18 protein-coding genes are annotated in these 16,318 nt (G+C 66.3%); 11 read left to right on the forward strand and 7 right to left on the reverse strand.

Annotated features, from left to right (window positions below):
- The first annotated feature begins 146 nt into the window (after positions 1-146).
- Positions 147-722 (forward strand): fasciclin domain-containing protein, encoded by a 576-nt coding sequence (locus tag Q0Q48_RS22545; RefSeq protein ID WP_295142965.1) that lies wholly within the window; start codon positions 147-149, stop codon positions 720-722.
- 126 nt (positions 723-848) lie between these two features.
- Complete coding sequence (locus Q0Q48_RS22550) at positions 849-1,415, forward strand: dihydrofolate reductase (protein ID WP_295142968.1); 567 nt, start codon at positions 849-851, stop codon at positions 1,413-1,415.
- Here the strand turns inward: Q0Q48_RS22550 and Q0Q48_RS22555 are convergent.
- Positions 1,412-2,149 (reverse strand): MBL fold metallo-hydrolase, encoded by a 738-nt coding sequence (locus tag Q0Q48_RS22555; protein ID WP_295142969.1) that lies wholly within the window; start codon positions 2,147-2,149, stop codon positions 1,412-1,414. The two genes, Q0Q48_RS22550 and Q0Q48_RS22555, sit on opposite strands and share 4 nt — an antisense overlap.
- A gap of 3 nt (positions 2,150-2,152) precedes the next feature.
- A complete protein-coding gene (locus tag Q0Q48_RS22560; RefSeq protein WP_295142971.1) occupies positions 2,153-3,043 on the reverse strand; it encodes a TauD/TfdA family dioxygenase in 891 nt (296 codons plus the stop codon).
- Between the two features lie 73 nt (positions 3,044-3,116).
- Here Q0Q48_RS22560 and Q0Q48_RS22565 point away from each other — a divergent pair, with 73 nt between their 5' ends.
- The 4 genes from Q0Q48_RS22565 to Q0Q48_RS22580 all read left to right on the forward strand — a co-directional run bounded on the left by Q0Q48_RS22565 (position 3,117) and on the right by Q0Q48_RS22580 (position 5,339).
- Positions 3,117-3,680, forward strand: coding sequence for a chromate transporter (locus Q0Q48_RS22565; RefSeq protein WP_295142975.1), 564 nt, complete (start codon positions 3,117-3,119; stop codon positions 3,678-3,680).
- Positions 3,677-4,207: a chromate transporter gene (locus Q0Q48_RS22570; protein ID WP_295142978.1), complete on the forward strand. Its 531-nt coding sequence runs from the start codon at positions 3,677-3,679 to the stop codon at positions 4,205-4,207. Before Q0Q48_RS22565 ends, Q0Q48_RS22570 begins: the two co-directional genes overlap by 4 nt.
- 165 nt (positions 4,208-4,372) lie before the next feature.
- Complete coding sequence (locus Q0Q48_RS22575; RefSeq protein WP_295142981.1) at positions 4,373-4,681, forward strand: metalloregulator ArsR/SmtB family transcription factor; 309 nt, start codon at positions 4,373-4,375, stop codon at positions 4,679-4,681.
- Between the two features lies 1 nt (position 4,682).
- The gene (locus Q0Q48_RS22580; protein ID WP_295142984.1) at positions 4,683-5,339 is read left to right on the forward strand and encodes a cation transporter; all 657 of its coding nucleotides are present in this window, start codon (positions 4,683-4,685) and stop codon (positions 5,337-5,339) included.
- On the opposite strand, the gene Q0Q48_RS22585 is transcribed toward Q0Q48_RS22580, so the two are convergent.
- Genes Q0Q48_RS22585 through Q0Q48_RS22600 form a run of 4 tightly spaced genes read right to left on the reverse strand, consistent with a single transcriptional unit; the run spans position 5,318 to position 9,519 of the window.
- On the reverse strand, positions 5,318-6,949 hold the full coding sequence (locus Q0Q48_RS22585) for a long-chain-fatty-acid--CoA ligase (protein ID WP_295142987.1): 1,632 nt from the start codon (positions 6,947-6,949) through the stop codon (positions 5,318-5,320). The two genes, Q0Q48_RS22580 and Q0Q48_RS22585, sit on opposite strands and share 22 nt — an antisense overlap.
- A 13-nt stretch (positions 6,950-6,962) precedes the next feature.
- Positions 6,963-8,111, reverse strand: a complete 1,149-nt coding sequence (locus Q0Q48_RS22590) for a mandelate racemase/muconate lactonizing enzyme family protein (RefSeq protein ID WP_295142989.1) — start codon at positions 8,109-8,111, stop codon at positions 6,963-6,965.
- 50 nt (positions 8,112-8,161) lie between these two features.
- Positions 8,162-8,530 (reverse strand): glyoxalase superfamily protein, encoded by a 369-nt coding sequence (locus tag Q0Q48_RS22595; protein ID WP_295143227.1) that lies wholly within the window; start codon positions 8,528-8,530, stop codon positions 8,162-8,164.
- 5 nt (positions 8,531-8,535) lie between these two features.
- The gene (locus Q0Q48_RS22600) at positions 8,536-9,519 is read right to left on the reverse strand and encodes a 2-oxoglutarate and iron-dependent oxygenase domain-containing protein (RefSeq protein WP_295142992.1); all 984 of its coding nucleotides are present in this window, start codon (positions 9,517-9,519) and stop codon (positions 8,536-8,538) included.
- 115 nt (positions 9,520-9,634) lie between these two features.
- Here Q0Q48_RS22600 and Q0Q48_RS22605 point away from each other — a divergent pair, with 115 nt between their 5' ends.
- From Q0Q48_RS22605 to Q0Q48_RS22615, 3 genes are read left to right on the forward strand one after another with little or no spacing between them, the layout of a single operon-like run.
- Positions 9,635-10,126 (forward strand): heme-binding protein, encoded by a 492-nt coding sequence (locus Q0Q48_RS22605; RefSeq protein WP_295142995.1) that lies wholly within the window; start codon positions 9,635-9,637, stop codon positions 10,124-10,126.
- Positions 10,127-10,148: 22 nt separating this feature from the next.
- Positions 10,149-11,123 (forward strand): tripartite tricarboxylate transporter substrate binding protein, encoded by a 975-nt coding sequence (locus Q0Q48_RS22610; protein WP_295142998.1) that lies wholly within the window; start codon positions 10,149-10,151, stop codon positions 11,121-11,123.
- A 7-nt stretch (positions 11,124-11,130) separates the two neighbouring features.
- On the forward strand, positions 11,131-11,562 hold the full coding sequence (locus Q0Q48_RS22615; RefSeq protein ID WP_295143001.1) for a DUF1772 domain-containing protein: 432 nt from the start codon (positions 11,131-11,133) through the stop codon (positions 11,560-11,562).
- 28 nt (positions 11,563-11,590) lie between these two features.
- Here Q0Q48_RS22615 and Q0Q48_RS22620 read toward each other — a convergent pair whose 3' ends face one another.
- Positions 11,591-13,237, reverse strand: coding sequence for a 3-(methylthio)propionyl-CoA ligase (locus tag Q0Q48_RS22620; RefSeq protein WP_295143004.1), 1,647 nt, complete (start codon positions 13,235-13,237; stop codon positions 11,591-11,593).
- An 83-nt stretch (positions 13,238-13,320) separates the two neighbouring features.
- Here Q0Q48_RS22620 and Q0Q48_RS22625 point away from each other — a divergent pair, with 83 nt between their 5' ends.
- Together Q0Q48_RS22625 and Q0Q48_RS22630 are read left to right on the forward strand one after the other, a co-directional pair.
- The gene (locus Q0Q48_RS22625; RefSeq protein WP_295143007.1) at positions 13,321-15,348 is read left to right on the forward strand and encodes a mechanosensitive ion channel domain-containing protein; all 2,028 of its coding nucleotides are present in this window, start codon (positions 13,321-13,323) and stop codon (positions 15,346-15,348) included.
- Between the two features lie 19 nt (positions 15,349-15,367).
- A complete protein-coding gene (locus tag Q0Q48_RS22630) occupies positions 15,368-16,318 on the forward strand; it encodes an aldo/keto reductase (RefSeq protein WP_295143010.1) in 951 nt (316 codons plus the stop codon).

Consider the following 16,318-nt stretch of genomic DNA (forward strand, 5'->3'; position numbering starts at 1 on the left):
TGTGTCAGCGCCGCGATGAACCGGCTTTGGAAGCCCGGCGTAGCACAGGGTGAAGAGGCTGTAACACCTACGGCCTCTTCGGACTGGTGACGAGCGCGCCGTCTTCGGTCTGAAACGGCGAGTCAATCCTCAACTGGAGAGAACACATGCTCAAGCGTCACACGCTGATCGCGGCTGCGTCCCTGTGCCTGCTGGCCGTCACGCCGGCCATCGGCCAGACCGCCGCCTCGACCCCGGTCAATCCCATGGTCGGCGGCGCGCCGATGTATGCCGACAAGACGATCGTCGCCAACGCGGCGAACTCCAAGGACCACAAGACGCTCGTCGCCGCCGTCCAGGCCGCCGGTCTGGTCGAGACACTGCAGGGGCCGGGCCCGTTTACTGTCTTCGCGCCAACCGATGCTGCCTTCGCGAAGTTGCCGGCGGGCACGGTCGAGATGCTGGTGAAGCCCGAGAACAAGGCCAAGCTCACCAAGATACTGACTTGCCATGTCGTGGCCGCAAACGCGCTGTCGCCGGCGATCGCCAAGATGATCGCGGACGACAAGGGCACGCACCCGGTCAAGACGGTGGGCGGCTGTGTCCTTCAGGCGAAGATGATGGGCGACAAGATCACGCTGACCGACGAGAACGGCAACGTCGCCACGGTGACGATCGCCGACGTGAGGCAGTCCAACGGCGTGATCCACGTCATCGACACGGTTCTCCTGCCCAAGGGCTGAGTTCCGTTGCTTCGGTGAGGGCGGCGGGGGCCTTTTCCCCGCCGCTTTCATTTGCGCTAGGGTATCCCGCATCCATTGGCCGGCACGGTCGTTGTCCGGCTCATCAGGTGTTTGCAGGGGCTGTCCATGACCACCAGGCGACCGCGCATCCAGGGCTTCGCGATCATCTCCAGCGAAGGCATGATCGCGGCATCGGACGGGTCCTTCCCTGAGAACCTGAAGATCCCCGCCGACCAGAAGTTCTATCAGGACGCAGTCGACCGGGCGGCTGCAGTGGCGAACGGCCGACACTCCGCCGAGGGGGGCCCCAAGGAAGCCGCCCGTCGGCGCATCGTGCTCACCCGCCGGGTCGAGCGCGTGGTGCCCGACCCGGACAATGCCAATGCCATCCTCTGGAATCCGGCGTCGGCGCCGTTCGAGGAGGCCTGGATGAGGCTCAACGTCGACGATGGAACGCTCGCCGTGGTCGGCGGCACGGACGTGTTCGGCCTCTTCCTCAACATCGGCTACGACGTCTTCTTCCTGACGCGCACCGACGCCAGCGTGCCGCGGGGCCGGCCGGTCTTTCCGGGTGTCGGGCGGAGTGCGACACCGGAGGAGGTCTTCGCCCGGCATGGCATGGTCCTGCGCGCGACCCGCCTGCTCGACCCTGCGAGCAACACGCGGCTCGAGGAGTGGGTGCCGAAGAGCTAGAACTCCACCATCAGCCCGTCATGCGCCGCTTCGAGTGCGATCTCCGCCGTACGGCCGAGCAGTTCGGCGCTCATGTGGGTGACGATGGTCCGCTTTGCGCCAATGCTCGGCAGGTGCTCGACGAGCGTGCTGTAGTCGATGTGATACTTCATCACCTTGTCGAAGAAGTACGCCTCGCAGATGAACAGGTCGGCGTCGCGGGCCGCAGGGATCAGCTCCTCCACCCATTCGGTGTCGCCCGAATAGGTCAGCACCTTGCCTTCGGTTTCGATTCGGAGAGCGTAGGAGGGCGCGCCGCTATAGTGCTTCATCAGGTAGGGCGTGACGGCAAGGCCGTTCATCTCGACCCGCTCGTGCAGCTCGAGCTCACGGATCTCCAGCGCGAATTTGCGCTGGACCTGGGTGGAGCCCGCGAACATCGCTTCCATGACGGTCATCAGCCGGTCGTGGAAGCCGGGAGGGCCGGCCAGTAGGAGAGGGGCCGTGCGCCGGCTGACCAGCTGCGCGTCGAGCAGGAAGAAGGGCAGGCCGGCGAAATGATCGCCATGCAGGTGGCTCACCAGGACCGTCGAGACCGCGTTGGGCTCGACCTCCCACTTGCGGATGGCGACCATGGACGACGCGCCGCAATCCACCAGCAGGTTGCCGTGGGCCGCGCGCTCGACGTGGAAACAGGTATTGAACCGTCCGCCGCTGCCGAAGGCATCGCCGGATCCGAGGAACTGCAGACGCATCTTCTAGGGTGCCTGTTCCAGGCTGGAGACGATGTTGGTGAGCGTCGTCCGGCGCATGTCTCGCACCTCGCTCGAGTTGAAGCGGCGGGCGCGGTGCATGGTGGCGCGGTTGTCCCACATCACCAGGTCGTGCGGCCGCCAGACATGGGCATAGACGAATTGGCGCTGCGTCGCGTGCTCGGTCAGGTCTCGCAGGAACGCACGGGCCTCGGGCACCGGCCAGCCCTCGATGCCGCCGGCGTGGCTGGCGAGGTAGAGCGACAGGCGGCCCGATCCCGGATGGCGGCGTACGAGACGCTGGCGCACCGGCGCCCACTTCGCGCGCTCGGCCTCGGTGAAATCCTCGAAGCCCAGCATGCCGCGCGAGTAGATCTGGCTGTGCAGGCAGATCAGGTCGTGGACCTCGCGCTTGGTCGCCTCGTCGAGCGCATCATAGGCCGCGCGCATGTCGGCGAACTCGGTATTGCCCCCGGCCGACGGGATCGTGCGCGCCGACAGGAGCGAATAGAGGGCCGGCACTTCCTTGAACGAACTGTCGGAATGCCAGAGCTGGTTGCCGAGGCCGAATAGGCGGCGGCGATCGTCGCGTGCCAGCACGTTGCCGTTGCGGTCGAGATTGGAGATGTCGTTCAGGTCCATGCTCATGCGCCGTTCCTCGGGCGGCATGATGTCGCCGGTCGCCTGTTCGAGGGGGCCGAGCTGGCGGCTGAAGGCGAGCTGGCTCTCGTCGTCGAGTCTTTGGTCGCGGAATACCAGAACGCCGTACTGGTTCATCCCCTCGTGGATGAAGGCGACCTCCTCGTCGCTGAGGCGCCGCGTGAGGTCGATGCCTGACACCTCGCCTGCGAAGAACGGGCGGTTCTGCGGATCGATGGGGCGAATGGCTTTGCTCATGGTGGAAGGAGGCTAGCGCGGCCGCGAACGGTGCGCGAGGCGCGCGGACCGGATTTTGCTAGTCTGGCTCGCAATGCAGCATGACACTTCAGCGTCGCCGCGCCGCACCATAAGCAAGGCGGATCTGTTCTTCGGCTTCCTCAAGATCGGGCTCCTGGGCTTCGGCGGCGTGGCGCCATGGGCCCGCCACATCATTGTCGAGGAGCGGCGCTGGCTCAGCGACCGCGAGTTCGCCGAGATCCTTGGCATCGGCCAGGTGCTTCCGGGGCCCAACACGATCAATGCCGCCGTGATCATCGGCGACCGCAACCAGGGGGTCGTCGGCGTCCTGCTCTGCCTGCTGGGGCAGATGGCGATGCCGCTGGTGATCGTGGCCGCACTCGCCGTGGTCTACGAGCAGGTGGCGTCGATCCCCGAAGTGGGCGCGGCGCTGATCGGGGCCGCGGCAGCTTCCGCCGGCCTCGTGCTGGGCACCGCGCTCAAGATGATCCGCAACATCCGGCCGACCCCGCTCTCCTATGCGATCGGCGCGTCGGGCTTTGCGGCGATCGGCTTGCTGCGCTGGCCGCTGGTGCCGGTGGTCCTGGTGCTGGTGCCGGTCGCCATCGCCGCAACTTGGTGGGAGCGCCGCAGATGATCGGCGTTCTTGCGGAACTAGCGCGGACGTTCGCGCTGCTGTCGCTCGTGTCGATCGGTGGCGTGAATGCGCTGCTGCCCGAGATCCACCGGCAGGTCGTCGACATTCACGGCTGGATGACCGACGCATCCTTCGCGACCGCCTTTGCCATCGCCAATGCCTCGCCTGGCCCCAACGTGATCTTTGTCAGCCTGATCGGCTGGCAAGTCGCGGGCCTGTCCGGCCTGCTGGTGGCGACCTTCGCTCTCCTGATTCCCTCCAGCGCGCTGGCCTACTTCGCCGGCCGCGTCCTGGCGCGCTGGTCGCACCATCCCGCCGTGGCGGTGCTGCGCGACGCACTGATACCGGTCGCGCTCGGCATGATGCTGGCGTCCGGCGTCTCGATGATGCGCACGGTGGATCGTGATGTGGTCACGGTGCTGATCAGCCTCGCCGCGGCGGCCTTCGTCTATACGACCCGACGCAATCCGCTGTGGGCACTTGGCAGCGGCGCGATCGCCAACGTGGCGGCGCTGCATCTGTTTTGAATCGCCGTCATCCAAGCGTCCGTCGTCCCGTGCGAGGTCGCTCGAAGGGCGGCGAAGTGGAGTGGGAACTTTCGCTCGGGGGCATGGACTTGTGCTGAGATAACGTAACGAACGCGCGGGGTTGACGGTCAGGCAGAGATTTCTTACATTTGAACAGTTATTCAAATGTCTAAATCAAAGAAGACCCTCCTGTCCGACGACCATGCGGTGGCGCTGGCCGACCTGTTCCGGCTGCTGGGCGATCCGACGCGGCTGAAGATCGTGGTCTCGTGCTTGCGCACGCCGCTAGCGGTGTCGGATATCGCCGACCGGCTCGGCCTCTCGGTGTCGCTGGTGAGCCATCACCTTCGGCTGCTGAAAGGTGCGCGCCTGGTGCGGGCCGACCGGCAGGGCAAGCAGGTCTACTACCAGGCCGACGACCTCCATGTCCGCCGTATGGTCGAGGACATGGTCAGCCATATCGAGGAGCACTGACATGAGCGCCGGTTGCCACAGTCACGGTCACGAGCACGCCAACGCCGCGGCGAACTCTCCCGCCTACAAGCGCATCCTGTGGATCGCGCTGGCGGTGAACCTCGCCATGTTCGTCGTCGAGATCGGCGCCGGTGTGGCCGCGCAGTCGGTCTCGCTGCTGGCCGACTCGCTCGACTTCCTGGGCGACGCCGGCAACTACGGCATCAGCCTGTTCGTGCTGGGCATGGCGATCCACTGGCGTGCCCGCGCCTCGCTGCTGAAGGCCGCCAGCATGGGCGCCTTCGGCCTGTGGATTGCCGTCACGACGATCAACCACGCGATGGCCGGCACAGTGCCGGCGGCGCCGGTGATGGGCGTGGTCGGCGCCTTGGCGCTGGCTTCGAACTTCGCCGTGGCGCTGCTGCTCTATCGCTGGCGTGCGGGCGATAGCAACATGCGCTCGGTCTGGATCTGCACGCGCAACGACGCGATCGGCAATCTCGCGGTGCTCGCCGCTGCCGCGGGCGTGTTCGGCTCGGGCAGCGGCTGGCCGGACTACGTCGTCGCCGCGATCATGTCCGGCCTCGCCCTGGTCGGCGCGTTCCAGGTGACGCGCCATGCCCTGGTCGAGTTGCGTCGCCCGCGGGGCGGCACCCCTCAGGCGGTCGGGAGCCTGTAGCTCTCGAACTGCTGGCGCAGCGCCGTCTTCAGGATCTTGCCGGTGGCGCCGTGCGGGATGGCGTCGATGAACTGCACGTCATCGGGCATCCACCACTTGGCGATCTTGCCTTCGAGGAACTTCAGCACGTCGGCCTTCTCGAGGTTCGCATCCGGGCGGCGGACGACGATGAGCAGGGGGCGCTCGTCCCACTTGGGATGGGCGACCCCGATCACCGCGGCCTCGGCCACGCCGGGGCAGCCCATGGCGGCATTCTCGAGGTCGATCGAGCTGATCCACTCGCCGCCCGACTTGATCACGTCCTTCGATCGGTCGGTGATGACCACGGAGCCGTCGCTCTCGATCTTGCAGACGTCGCCGGTATGGAACCAGTCGTTCTCCAGGAACTGGCTCTTGCCGTCGCCCTTCATGTAACCCTTCACGATCCACGGGCCACGCACGACCATGTTGCCCGAGACGCTGCCGTCGAGCGGCAGGTCGTTGCCCGCATCGTCGATGATCTTCATCTCGCAGCCGAACACCGGGCGGCCTTGCTTGGCAGTGATGGCGAAGCGCTCGGCGTCGGGCAGGTTGCGTTCGCCCCTGTTGAAGCGGGTGAGCGTGCCGAGCGGGCTCATCTCGGTCATGCCCCAGCCCTGGGCCACCTCGACGCCATGCTCCTTCCAGAAACGCTCGATCATGGCATAGGGAACGGCCGAGCCGCCGATCAGGGTGCGCTTCACCGACGACATCTTGAGCTTGTTCTGCTGACAGTAGTCGAGCAGGGCCAGCCACACGGTCGGCACGCCGGCCGACAGGGTCACCTGCTCCTTGTCGAGCAGCTCGTAGATGCTGGCGCCGTCGAGCTTGAAGCCGGGGAAGACCAGCTTGGTGCCGCAGAAGGGACCGGCATAGACGAGGCCCCAGGCATTGGCGTGGAACATCGGCACGACGGGCAGGATGGTCGTGTCGGGGTCGAGCGCCAGCACGGGACCCGAGCACATCATCATCGAATGGATCATCGTCGAGCGATGCGAATAGAGCACGCCCTTCGGATTACCCGTGGTACCCGACGTGTAGCAGAGCGACGAGGCGGTCTTCTCGTCGAACTCCGGCCACTTCAGGGTGCCCGGCTTGTCGGCGATCAGCTCCTCATAGCAGAGCAGGTTCGGGATCTTGGCCGAGGTTGGCATGTGGGCACGGTCGGTCATGACCACGACATGCTTCACGGTCTTGAGCTGGTCCCAGACGCCCTCGACGATCGGCACCAGGTTCAGGTCGACGAAGATGATCTGGTCTTCGGCGTGGTTGGCGATATAGGCCACGTGTTCGGGCGCCAGGCGCGGGTTCAGCGTGTGCAGCACGGCACCAATGCCGGAGATGCCGAAATAGAGCTCGAAATGCCGGTAGGTGTTCCAGGCGATGGTGCCGACCCGGTCGCCGAGCTTGATGCCGAGCCCCTGCAGCGCCTCTGCGAGCTGCTTGGCGCGCTTCTGCGCGTCCTTGTAGCCGTAGCGGTGGATCGGTCCCTCGACGGTGCGGGTCACGATCTCGACGTCGGGATAGGCGGCGGCCGCATAGTCGATGATCTGCGAGATCAGCAGCGGACGGTCTTGCATCAAACCCAGCATGGCGTTTCCTCTGTTACGCGCGCCGCTCGATATGAAGGCTTCTTAGGGTCAGGAGCGGCTTGATGTCTGGTTCTAGACCGAGTCCTTGCCCGCCGGGAAGGGTGACGCTGCCGTCACGCACCGAAAAAGCGTCCTGAAGGATGCCCTCGCGTAGCGGGTTGGGGTTGGCGTCGACCTCCAGCAGGCCGGGGCCGCGCACCGCGGCCAGCAGGTGCAGCGAATGGAGCAGGCCGACCCCGCCGCCCAGGAAGTGCGGGCAGAAGGTGCGACCGGCCGCCAAGGCGGCGCGGGCGACCGGCAGGCAGCCCGAATGGCCGCCCCACTTGGCGGCATCGGGCTGGATGACACCGAACAGACCGCTGTCGATGGCTTCCTGGAAGGGGCCGGCGCCGCGCAGGTTCTCGCCGACGGCCAGCCGGGTCGGCGCCACCGCGGCGACCTGGGTCCATTCCGAGAGGGGCCGGTCGGCCATCAATGGCTCCTCGATCCAGCCCAGCCCGAACTCGGCGAGCTTCGGCGCCATCTGGCAGGCGGTGCGCAGGTCCCAGCCCTGGTTGGCGTCGACCATCAGCCGCTCGCCCTCCTGAAGCTCGGCGGCGACGGGGCGCAGCGAGCCGAGATCGGTTTCCTCGCCGAAGCCGACCTTGATCTTGAAGGCGCGATAGCCGGTCGCCCGCATGCGGCCCACCGTGTCATAGGCGGCGCGGCCGGGATTGAGTCCCGACGCGTAGACCGGCACCGGTGCGTCGTCGCTGCCACCAAGCGATCGCCACAGCGGCAGGCCGCGTTTGCGCGCGCGCAGGTCGTGGATCGCGAGATCGAGCCCGGCCGCCGCGGCGGAGAGGGCGCCGGCATCGCCGCTCTGCACGCGCAGCACATGCAGTGCGCGATCGATCTCGCCCCACAGGCCGACCGGATCGTCGAGCAATCGGCCCAGCGCGCGCGGCGCCACGATGTCGGCGAACAGCAGCGCGCGATGCTCGGCGGCGGCGTTGGGGAAGTTGCACCAGATCTCGCCCCAGCCCCGGCCACCGTCGGAATCCTCGACCTTCACGAACACCGCGGCCCGTTCGGTCATGGTGCCGAAGGAGGTGCGGACCGGCTCCGCGATGGGGGCGCGAAAGACGTGCGCTTCGACGCGAGCGAGGGTTGCGCCACTCATTCTCAGCTGTTCCTCCCAAGCCTCGGCTTTCTGCCGATGGCGCGGGAAGTCTATTCGGTCGGTTCGCTGAAGGTAAGCCTATTGGCGAACGGATCGGCGACGGTGATCGTGCGTGCACCCCAGGGCTGATCCTCCAGACCGGGCCGGGCGTAGCGATACTTCTTTGCCGTGAGTTCGCGATGGAGCGCGGCGATGCCCTTCGTCTGGATCGTTATGTGTGAGCCTGGCGCGCCATCGCCGTGATGCTCGCTGAGGTGAATGACGACACCGGCGCGCGAAATTTGCGCATAGAGCGGCGCATTGTCGTCGAACCGATGCTCCCAGTCCCAGGTGAAGCCGAGGAAGTCCACATAGAACTCGCGGGCCTTGGCGATGTCGAACATGCGCAGGATCGGGACGACAGGTCCCAGCGTGACCACGTCACTCACTCTGCGGCCTGCTGCGGGGTGTTGAGCACGTCGTAGTTCCGCTTCAGGTACCAGATCATGTAGTCGCTGTACCAGGTGGTCGGATATTTCGGCGGCCTGTCCGGGCCGACGGTGGTCGGCACGGCGGCGACCGGCCAGTCGATACTGCTGTCGCAGAAGAAGGGGAGCGCATAGCGTTCACCCGCCGTCTTGTTGATGGCTCGGTGGGGTGTCGCGAGGAACGTGTCGTTGGTGTAGCGCTGCAGCATCTGCCCGCCGTTCACGACATAGGCATTGTCGATCGCGGGCATGTCGATCCAGGTCCCACCTTGGCTGCGGATCGACAGGCCCTGCACCTCGTTGGGAGCCAGCAGCGTCAGGAAGCTCGTGTCAGTATGCGGCGCCAAGCCGAACTCATCGTCCGCGGGACCGTCCTGCGGCGGATAATGCGTCATGCGCATCGAGAACATCGGCTCGGCGAAGGCGGTGTCGAAATAGTTGGCCGGCAGGTCGAGTGCACGGGCATAGAGCCGCACCATTTTCTGCACCAGCCGCTCCATCTCGTTGCAGTAATCGATGACCGTGTCGCGAAAACCCGGCAGGTCGGGCCAGCGGTTGAGGCCACGAAAGCGGCGGCCCGACAGCACGTCGGGATGATCCGGTCCCATCTCGCGCTTCACGAAGAACGCCTCGTTGAGGTTGGGCTTGGTGCCGGTCTGCACGGTAGAGGTGCGCAGCGTGTTGCCGCGCATGGGGAGATAGCCGGTATTGTGCTGATCCAGCTTCAGCTCGAGCTTCTTCTCGATCGGCTGGTCATGGAAGCGCTTCGCCTCGGCGAACATGGCCGCGATCTTCTCCTGCGCGATGCCGTGGTTCACGATGAAGTAGAAGCCGATCTCGGTGAGCGCGAAACGCAGCTCCTTGGCCGTACTGTCCATCGCGCCGGGCTCGCCCGCGAGGTAAGGGCCGAGATCGATGATGGGAATCGCTTCGGTGGCCACGGGGGCTCCCTCTTTTCTTCACAATCGATGTCGGAATGAACGATACTGCCGTGCAAGGCGCGCGGTCCAGCCGCACAAATGCGCTGTTCAAGGTAACGGGGGGAGTTCTTCAGGCATGAGCGATCACTATGTCATGCATGTTCAGTCGAGCCTGACGCTGGCTCAGGCCGAGCGGATGATCGACGGCGCCCTGCAGGCCGCGCGTGCAGCGGAGTTGTTGCCGCTCACCGTCGCCGTGCTCGATGCCGGCGGCCATCTGGTTGCCTTCAAGCGTGAGGATGGCTGCGGCGTGCTGCGCTTCGACATCGCCTTCGGCAAGGCATGGGGCGCCCTGGGCATGGGCATCTCCAGCCGCACCATCCGCGATCGCCTCGGCAATCGGCCCGCGTTCCAGGGTGCGCTCGCCGCGGCCTCGGGCGGCCGGTTCGTGCCGGTGCCGGGCGGTGTGCTGGCTGTCCGCGGTGAACGCAACGTCGTGGGGGCGATCGGCATCAGCGGCGATGCATCCGATCGCGACGAGTATGCCGCCATCATGGGAGTGCGTGCAGCAGGCCTCATCTCGCACCCCGAGGAGCCTGCCGAGAATTGGCAGTCGGCGGGCCTGTAAAATGATTCGCGAAGGAAATCCCATGCGTCGCCGCACTCTTCTTGCTGCCGCCGGCGTAACGCTGGCCGCGCCATCGCTCGTCCGTGCCCAGACCTGGCCCGCACAGCCGGTCCGGATGGTCATTGGCTTTGCGCCCGGAGGACCGACCGATGTGTACGGCCGCCTGTTTGCCGATCGCCTTAGTCGCGCGCTCGGCCAGCCCGTGGTGATCGAGAACAAGGCGGGCGCCGCCGGCATCATCGGGAGTACCGGCGTCGCGCGCGCCAAGCCCGATGGCTACACGCTGGTGTTCGGCACCGGATCGACCCAGGCACTCTACCCCTCGATGACCGGCAAGCCGGACTACGACGTCCTGAAGGACTTCACCTATGTCGCCCATATTGGCGGTGGGCCGGCGGCCTTCATGGGCAACCTGGCTCAACCCGATTCGCTGAAGGGCCTGCTCGAGGCCGCGCGCGCCAAACCGGGCACCTTGAGCTACGGCTCGCCGGGGGCGGGCACGCTGCTGCACCTCACGACAGAGCGCCTCAAGGCCGCGGCCGGAGGCGTCGACATGACCCACGTGCCGTATCGGGGCAGCGGTCCCGCCATGACCGACCTGCTGGCGGGCCAGATCGCCCTGGTGACGACGACGCTGGGAGCCGCGCTGCCCTTCCATTCTTCCGGCAAGGCGCGGCTGCTCGCTGTCGCGACGGCCCAGCGGACCGCCCTGGCGCCCGACGTGCCGACCGTGTCGGAAACGCTCGGTGGCATGCCGTTCGAAGCCGTGCTGTGGCACTGCCTCGCCGGTCCGGCTGGTCTGCCTCCCGAAGTGCTGGCACGCCTTGCCGCGGCGGTCCGTGAGACGATGAACGATCCCGCACCACAGAGGGCACTGGCCGAGCAGGGCATTGTCCCCGTCAGCGATTCGACGCCTGACTCGACCGTGGCTTTCGTTCGGGCAGAGGTTGAGCGGTGGGCGCCGATCGTGAAGGCGTCCGGCGTCAAGATGGAGTGAACCGACCATGATCCTCGGCATCCTGGCCCTGGTAGCCGCGGCGCTGTTCACCGGCGCGGCCTTCTATGTGAGCTTCGCCGAGCACCCGGCCCGGTCTGAACTCGACGACCGGGCGCAGCTCCAGCAGTGGAAATTCGCTTACCGGCGCGGCACGATCATGCAGGGCTCACTGGCCGCCCTGGGCTTCGTGCTGGGCATGGCGGCCTGGTGGCAAGGCCGGGATGAGCTCTACATCGTCGGCGCCATCTTCATGGGCGCCAACTGGGCCTATACGGCTTTGATGATCATGCCGGTCAACAATGAGCTGAAGGCCATCGCCCTCGACGATGCCGGCGAGGACAGCCACGCGCTGCTGCGCCGCTGGGGCAAGCTCCACGCCAAGCGCACGATGCTGGGCGTGGGGGCGACCCTGCTGTTCCTGTGGGCGGTGTTGAGCTGAGTTACCAGCCGATCCGGCCGGAGTGTCCTTACGCCGTCGGCAGCTTGTAGTCCTTGAAGTCTTCGCGCAGGCGGGTCTTCAGGATCTTGCCGGTGGCGGTGTGGGGGATCGCGTCGACGAACTGCACGTCGTCGGGCAGCCACCACTTGGCGACCTTGGTCGCGAGGAACTCGACCAGCTCCTGCTTGTCGATCTGGGCGTCCGGCTTCCTGTGCACGATCAGCAGCGGGCGCTCGTCCCATTTCGGATGGACGACGCCGATCACCGCCGCCTCGGCGACGGCGGGATGCGCCATGGCCGCGTTCTCGAGGTCGATCGAGCTGATCCACTCACCACCGGACTTGATCACGTCCTTGGAGCGGTCGGTGATCTGCATGTAGCCGTCGGGATCGATGGTGGCGACGTCGCCGGTGGCGAACCAGCCGCTGCCCTTGCCCTCGATGTCCCGCAGGACCTCGCCGCCTTCGCCCTTGAAGTAGCCCGAAGTGATCCAGGGACCGCGCACCAGCAGGTCGCCGAACGCCTTCCCGTCGCGCGGCAGTTCCTTGCCGGCATCGTCGACGATCATCATTTCGACGCCGTAGGGCGGGCGGCCCTGCTTCAGGCGCACCTGCAGCAGGTCGGCGGGCGAGAAGTCGAGATGCTTCTCCTTGGGATGGTTGACCGTGCCCAGCGGGCTCATCTCGCTCATGCCCCAGGCATGCAACACCTCGACGCCGAACTCCTTGTCGAAAGCTTCGATCATGGCCGGCGGCGCGGCCGAACCACCGATCACGGCGTACTTGACGGTCGAGAGCTTGAGCTTGTTGGCCTTCATGTGATTCAGCAGCGCCAGCCACACGGTCGGCACGCCGGCGGTGAAGGTGACGCGCTCCTTCTCGAACAGCTCTTGCAGGCTCGCGCCGTCAAGGGCGACGCCGGGGAATACGAGCTTGGCGCCGACCAGGGCGGCAGAGTAGGGCAGGCCCCAGGCATTGACGTGGAACATCGGCACGACTGGCAGCACCACCGAGCGCGCCGAGAGGTTCAGCGTGTCGGGCAGTGCCGCACCATAGGCGTGCAGGATGGTCGAGCGATGGTGGTAGAGCACGCCCTTGGGGTTGCCGGTCGTGCCGGACGTGTAGCAGAGCGACGAGGCGGTGCGTTCGTCGAATTCCGGCCACTCGTAGGTGCCGGGCTTGTCGGCGATCAGCTCCTCGTAGACCAGCAGGTTGGGGATATTGCAGTCCTTGGGAAGGTGCGCGCGGTCGGTCATCGCCACGACATGGCGCACGCCCTTCATCTGCGGCAGCAGCTTCTCGACGGCAGGCAGAAGATTGAGGTCGACGAAGAGAAGCTGATCCTCGGCATGGTTCACGATGTAGACGATCTGTTCCGGGAAGAGCCGCGGGTTGATCGTGTGGCAGACCGCGCCCATGCCGGAGATGCCGTAATAGAGCTCGAAGTGGCGGTAGCCGTTCCAGGCCAGCGTTCCGATGCGGTCGCCGACCTTGATGCCAAGGCCGAGCAGGGCCTCGGCGACCTTCTTCGCGCGCGTGTTCGCATCGCGGTAGGTGTAGCGGTGGATCGGGCCCTCGACGGTGCGGGAGACGATCTCGGTATCGCCATGGTTGAGGGCGGCATGCTCGATGAGCTGCGAAATCAGAAGCGGGCGATCCTGCATGAGGCCGAGCATCGGGGCGTCTCTCCTGTCGTGTCGTCTGGCGGCTGGGCGCCAATTGCCTTAGGTTCGGGAATACATCCTTTGGGGGAGAATCAATGAAACGGTCAAGCTGTGGCGGCGCCTTGGCGATCGGGGCACTCGCCGCCACCTGGACGTTTCCGGCCACGGCCCAGACGGTGACGGGCGGCCACAGTGCCGCGGCCGGCTTCCTCCTGGTGATGACCGAGCGTTTCGAGTTCACGGTCGCGCAACTGCCCGCACTGGGCGCGCATATTCTGGCCCTGCCGCAGACGGTCGGCGGCCGCACGGCGCTTCTCTTGGTCGGCATCGTCGTGGCCGGTCTCATTGCCGAATTCGTCGCGCGCTTGGTCTTGAGTCGTGCCCGGGTCAGTGCCTTCGACCGGCTGGCGAGCAAGACTCCCCTGCGCGCCTTCTTTCGCGCGCTGCTTCTCGATGCCCTGGCGCTGGTGGCGTTGGCGGTCGCGGGCCGCCTCGTACTGGGCCTGCTCGGCCCGTCGGACAGCCTGGGCTCCCGGCTCGGGCAGATGGTGCTACACGCGCTGGTCTACTGGCGCGCCTTCAACCTGGTGTTCCGCGCCTTCCTGCGCCCGCACCTGGCGGAGGGCCGCATCGCGCCCGTCGACGACGGCACGGCGCGCCGCCTGCTGGTCGCCCTGGACTTCGTGATCCTGTTGCCGCTGCTCGGCAGTCTTGTCGCCCGCGCCCTCGATGCGACCGGCGCAAACCGCGAGATGACGAGTGCCGCCATCATTCTCTACGTGCCGGTGATCGCCGTGCTGCTGGTCGTCGTCGTCTGGCGCTGGCGCTTCGACATGGCCGCCTGGCTCACGGCGATGGTTCCACCCACGGGCATCAGCCGCCAGCTCAAGCTCGACGCGGCGCGCAACTGGTGGATGGGCGGCCTCGCCTTCTACGTGCTGCTGGGCGCTGCCTCCGTCTATGCCGCACTGACGGAGAGCGGCACGGCCGCGCGGGGGCTGTCCGTCATCGAATCGGCGCTCATCGCCCTGTTGTTGTTCGAGACGCTGATGCACCGCATCACGCGCCACATCGTCTCCGAGCTGCCGATGGCGGGCGACGTGGTGGCCGATTGCGTGCGTCTGCTCGTGCGCCTTTACGTGGCGATCCTGATCGCCGAAGCCCTCATGGTCCGCGTCCTTGCCGCGGCGACGGCAGACGAGTGGGTGGCGCACGATCGCGGGGCCAAGGTGGCGGCGATCACCGCGGTGGCGATCTACGCCGGCTGGCGGTTCCTCAAGTACCGCATGGACTCCTACATCGCCTCCAATCCGCTGCCGTCGGCCGACGCTTCCGGAGACAGCGAGGACGATGTCCAGGTCGCCGCGTCCCGCCTGCGCACGCTGATGCCGCTGCTGCGTGTCGTCGCCGGCGCCACCATTGCCGTCATTGGCGGCCTGCTGGTGCTGTCGGAACTCGGCGTCAACATCACGCCACTGATCGCCGGCGCCTCGGTATTCGGCCTCGCCGTCTCGTTCGGCAGCCAGTCGCTGGTCCGCGACATCGTATCGGGCATCTTTTTCCTGGCGGAGGATTCGTTTCGCATCGGCGAATATGTCGACTGCAGCAAGGTCAAGGGCACGGTCGAAGGCTTCAGCGTGCGGTCGCTGAAGCTGCGCCACCAGAACGGCCAGCTCCACATCGTGCCGTTCGGCCAGGTCGGCCACATCACCAACTTCAGCCGCGACTGGACGGTGGTGAAGTTCAACATCGCCTTCGCCAACGGTACCGACATCGAGCTGCTGCGCAAGACGGTGAAGAAGATCGGCCTCGCGATGATGGAGGAGGCTGCCTACAAGCCGATCCTGCTGGACCCGCCCAAGATGCAGGGCGTCGTCGACATCAAGGACAATTCGGTCATAGTCCGCTTCAAGTTCATGGCGCGGCCCAAGAACCCGACCCTGGTCCAGCGCATGGTGATCCGGCGCATGTACGAGCAGTTCCCGGCACTCGGCATCCAGTTCGCCTCCGGCAACACCTATCCGTTCCCGCTACCGGCCACGCCGGCTGTTCCCCCGCAGGCAGCGGAGCCGACCGCCAGGAGTGCAGCGCCGGCCGAGGCGTCGCCCAGGGCTGCGGAATAGACCTTCATAGGAGTCACAGATGCAAAAGCGCAAACTCGGTAAGTCCGATCTCGAATTCGTCCCCATCGCCTTCGGCGGCAATGTCTTCGGATGGACGGCAGACGAGGCGACGTCGCACAGGCTACTGGATGCCTTCGTCGACGGCGGCTTCTCCTTCGTCGACACCGCCGACGTCTATTCGCGCTGGTTCCCGGGCAACAAGGGCGGCGAGAGCGAGACGGTGATCGGCACCTGGCTCAAGAACGATCCGTCGAAGCGCGACAGGATTGTGCTGGCCACCAAGTGCGGCATGGGCCTGCCCAGCGGCGCGCTTTCGGCGAAGAACATCAAGGAGTCCGTGGAGGCGTCGCTGAAGCGGCTCAACACCGACCGCATCGATCTGTTCCAGTCGCACAAGGACGATAAGGACACGCCGCAGGAGGAGACTCTTTCGACCTATGGCGAGCTCATCAAGGCGGGCAAGATCCGCTTCATCGGCGCCTCCAATTTCGAAGCGCCGCGCCTTGCCGAGGCGGCGAAGATTGCCAGGGAGAAGGGGCTGCCGCGCTACGAGAGCCTGCAGCCGCACTATAACCTGATGGAGCGCGGCCTGTTCGAGGGCGCCCTGGAGGACGAATGCCTGAAGGAGGGGATCGGCGTGATCCCGTACTATTCGCTGGCCAGCGGCTTCCTGACGGGCAAGTACCGGTCAGAGGCCGATGTCGGTAATGCCCAGCGCGGCGCCGGCGTGAAGAAGTACATCAACCCGAAGGGCATGGCCGTCCTGAAGGCGCTCGATGACGCGGCGGAGAAGAACGGCGCGACGCTCGCGCAGGTCGCGCTCGCCTGGCTGCTACAGCGAAAGGCGATTACTGCGCCGATCGTCAGCGCGACCAGCCTGAAGCAGCTCGACGACGTGCTCAATTCGACCACCCTGGAGCTCGATCCGGAGTCGGTCGCCGCCCTCGACAAGGCCAGCGCGCCAGCCTGA

It is taken from the genome of uncultured Reyranella sp. (assembly GCF_945957355.1).
GTDB lineage: Bacteria > Pseudomonadota > Alphaproteobacteria > Reyranellales > Reyranellaceae > Reyranella.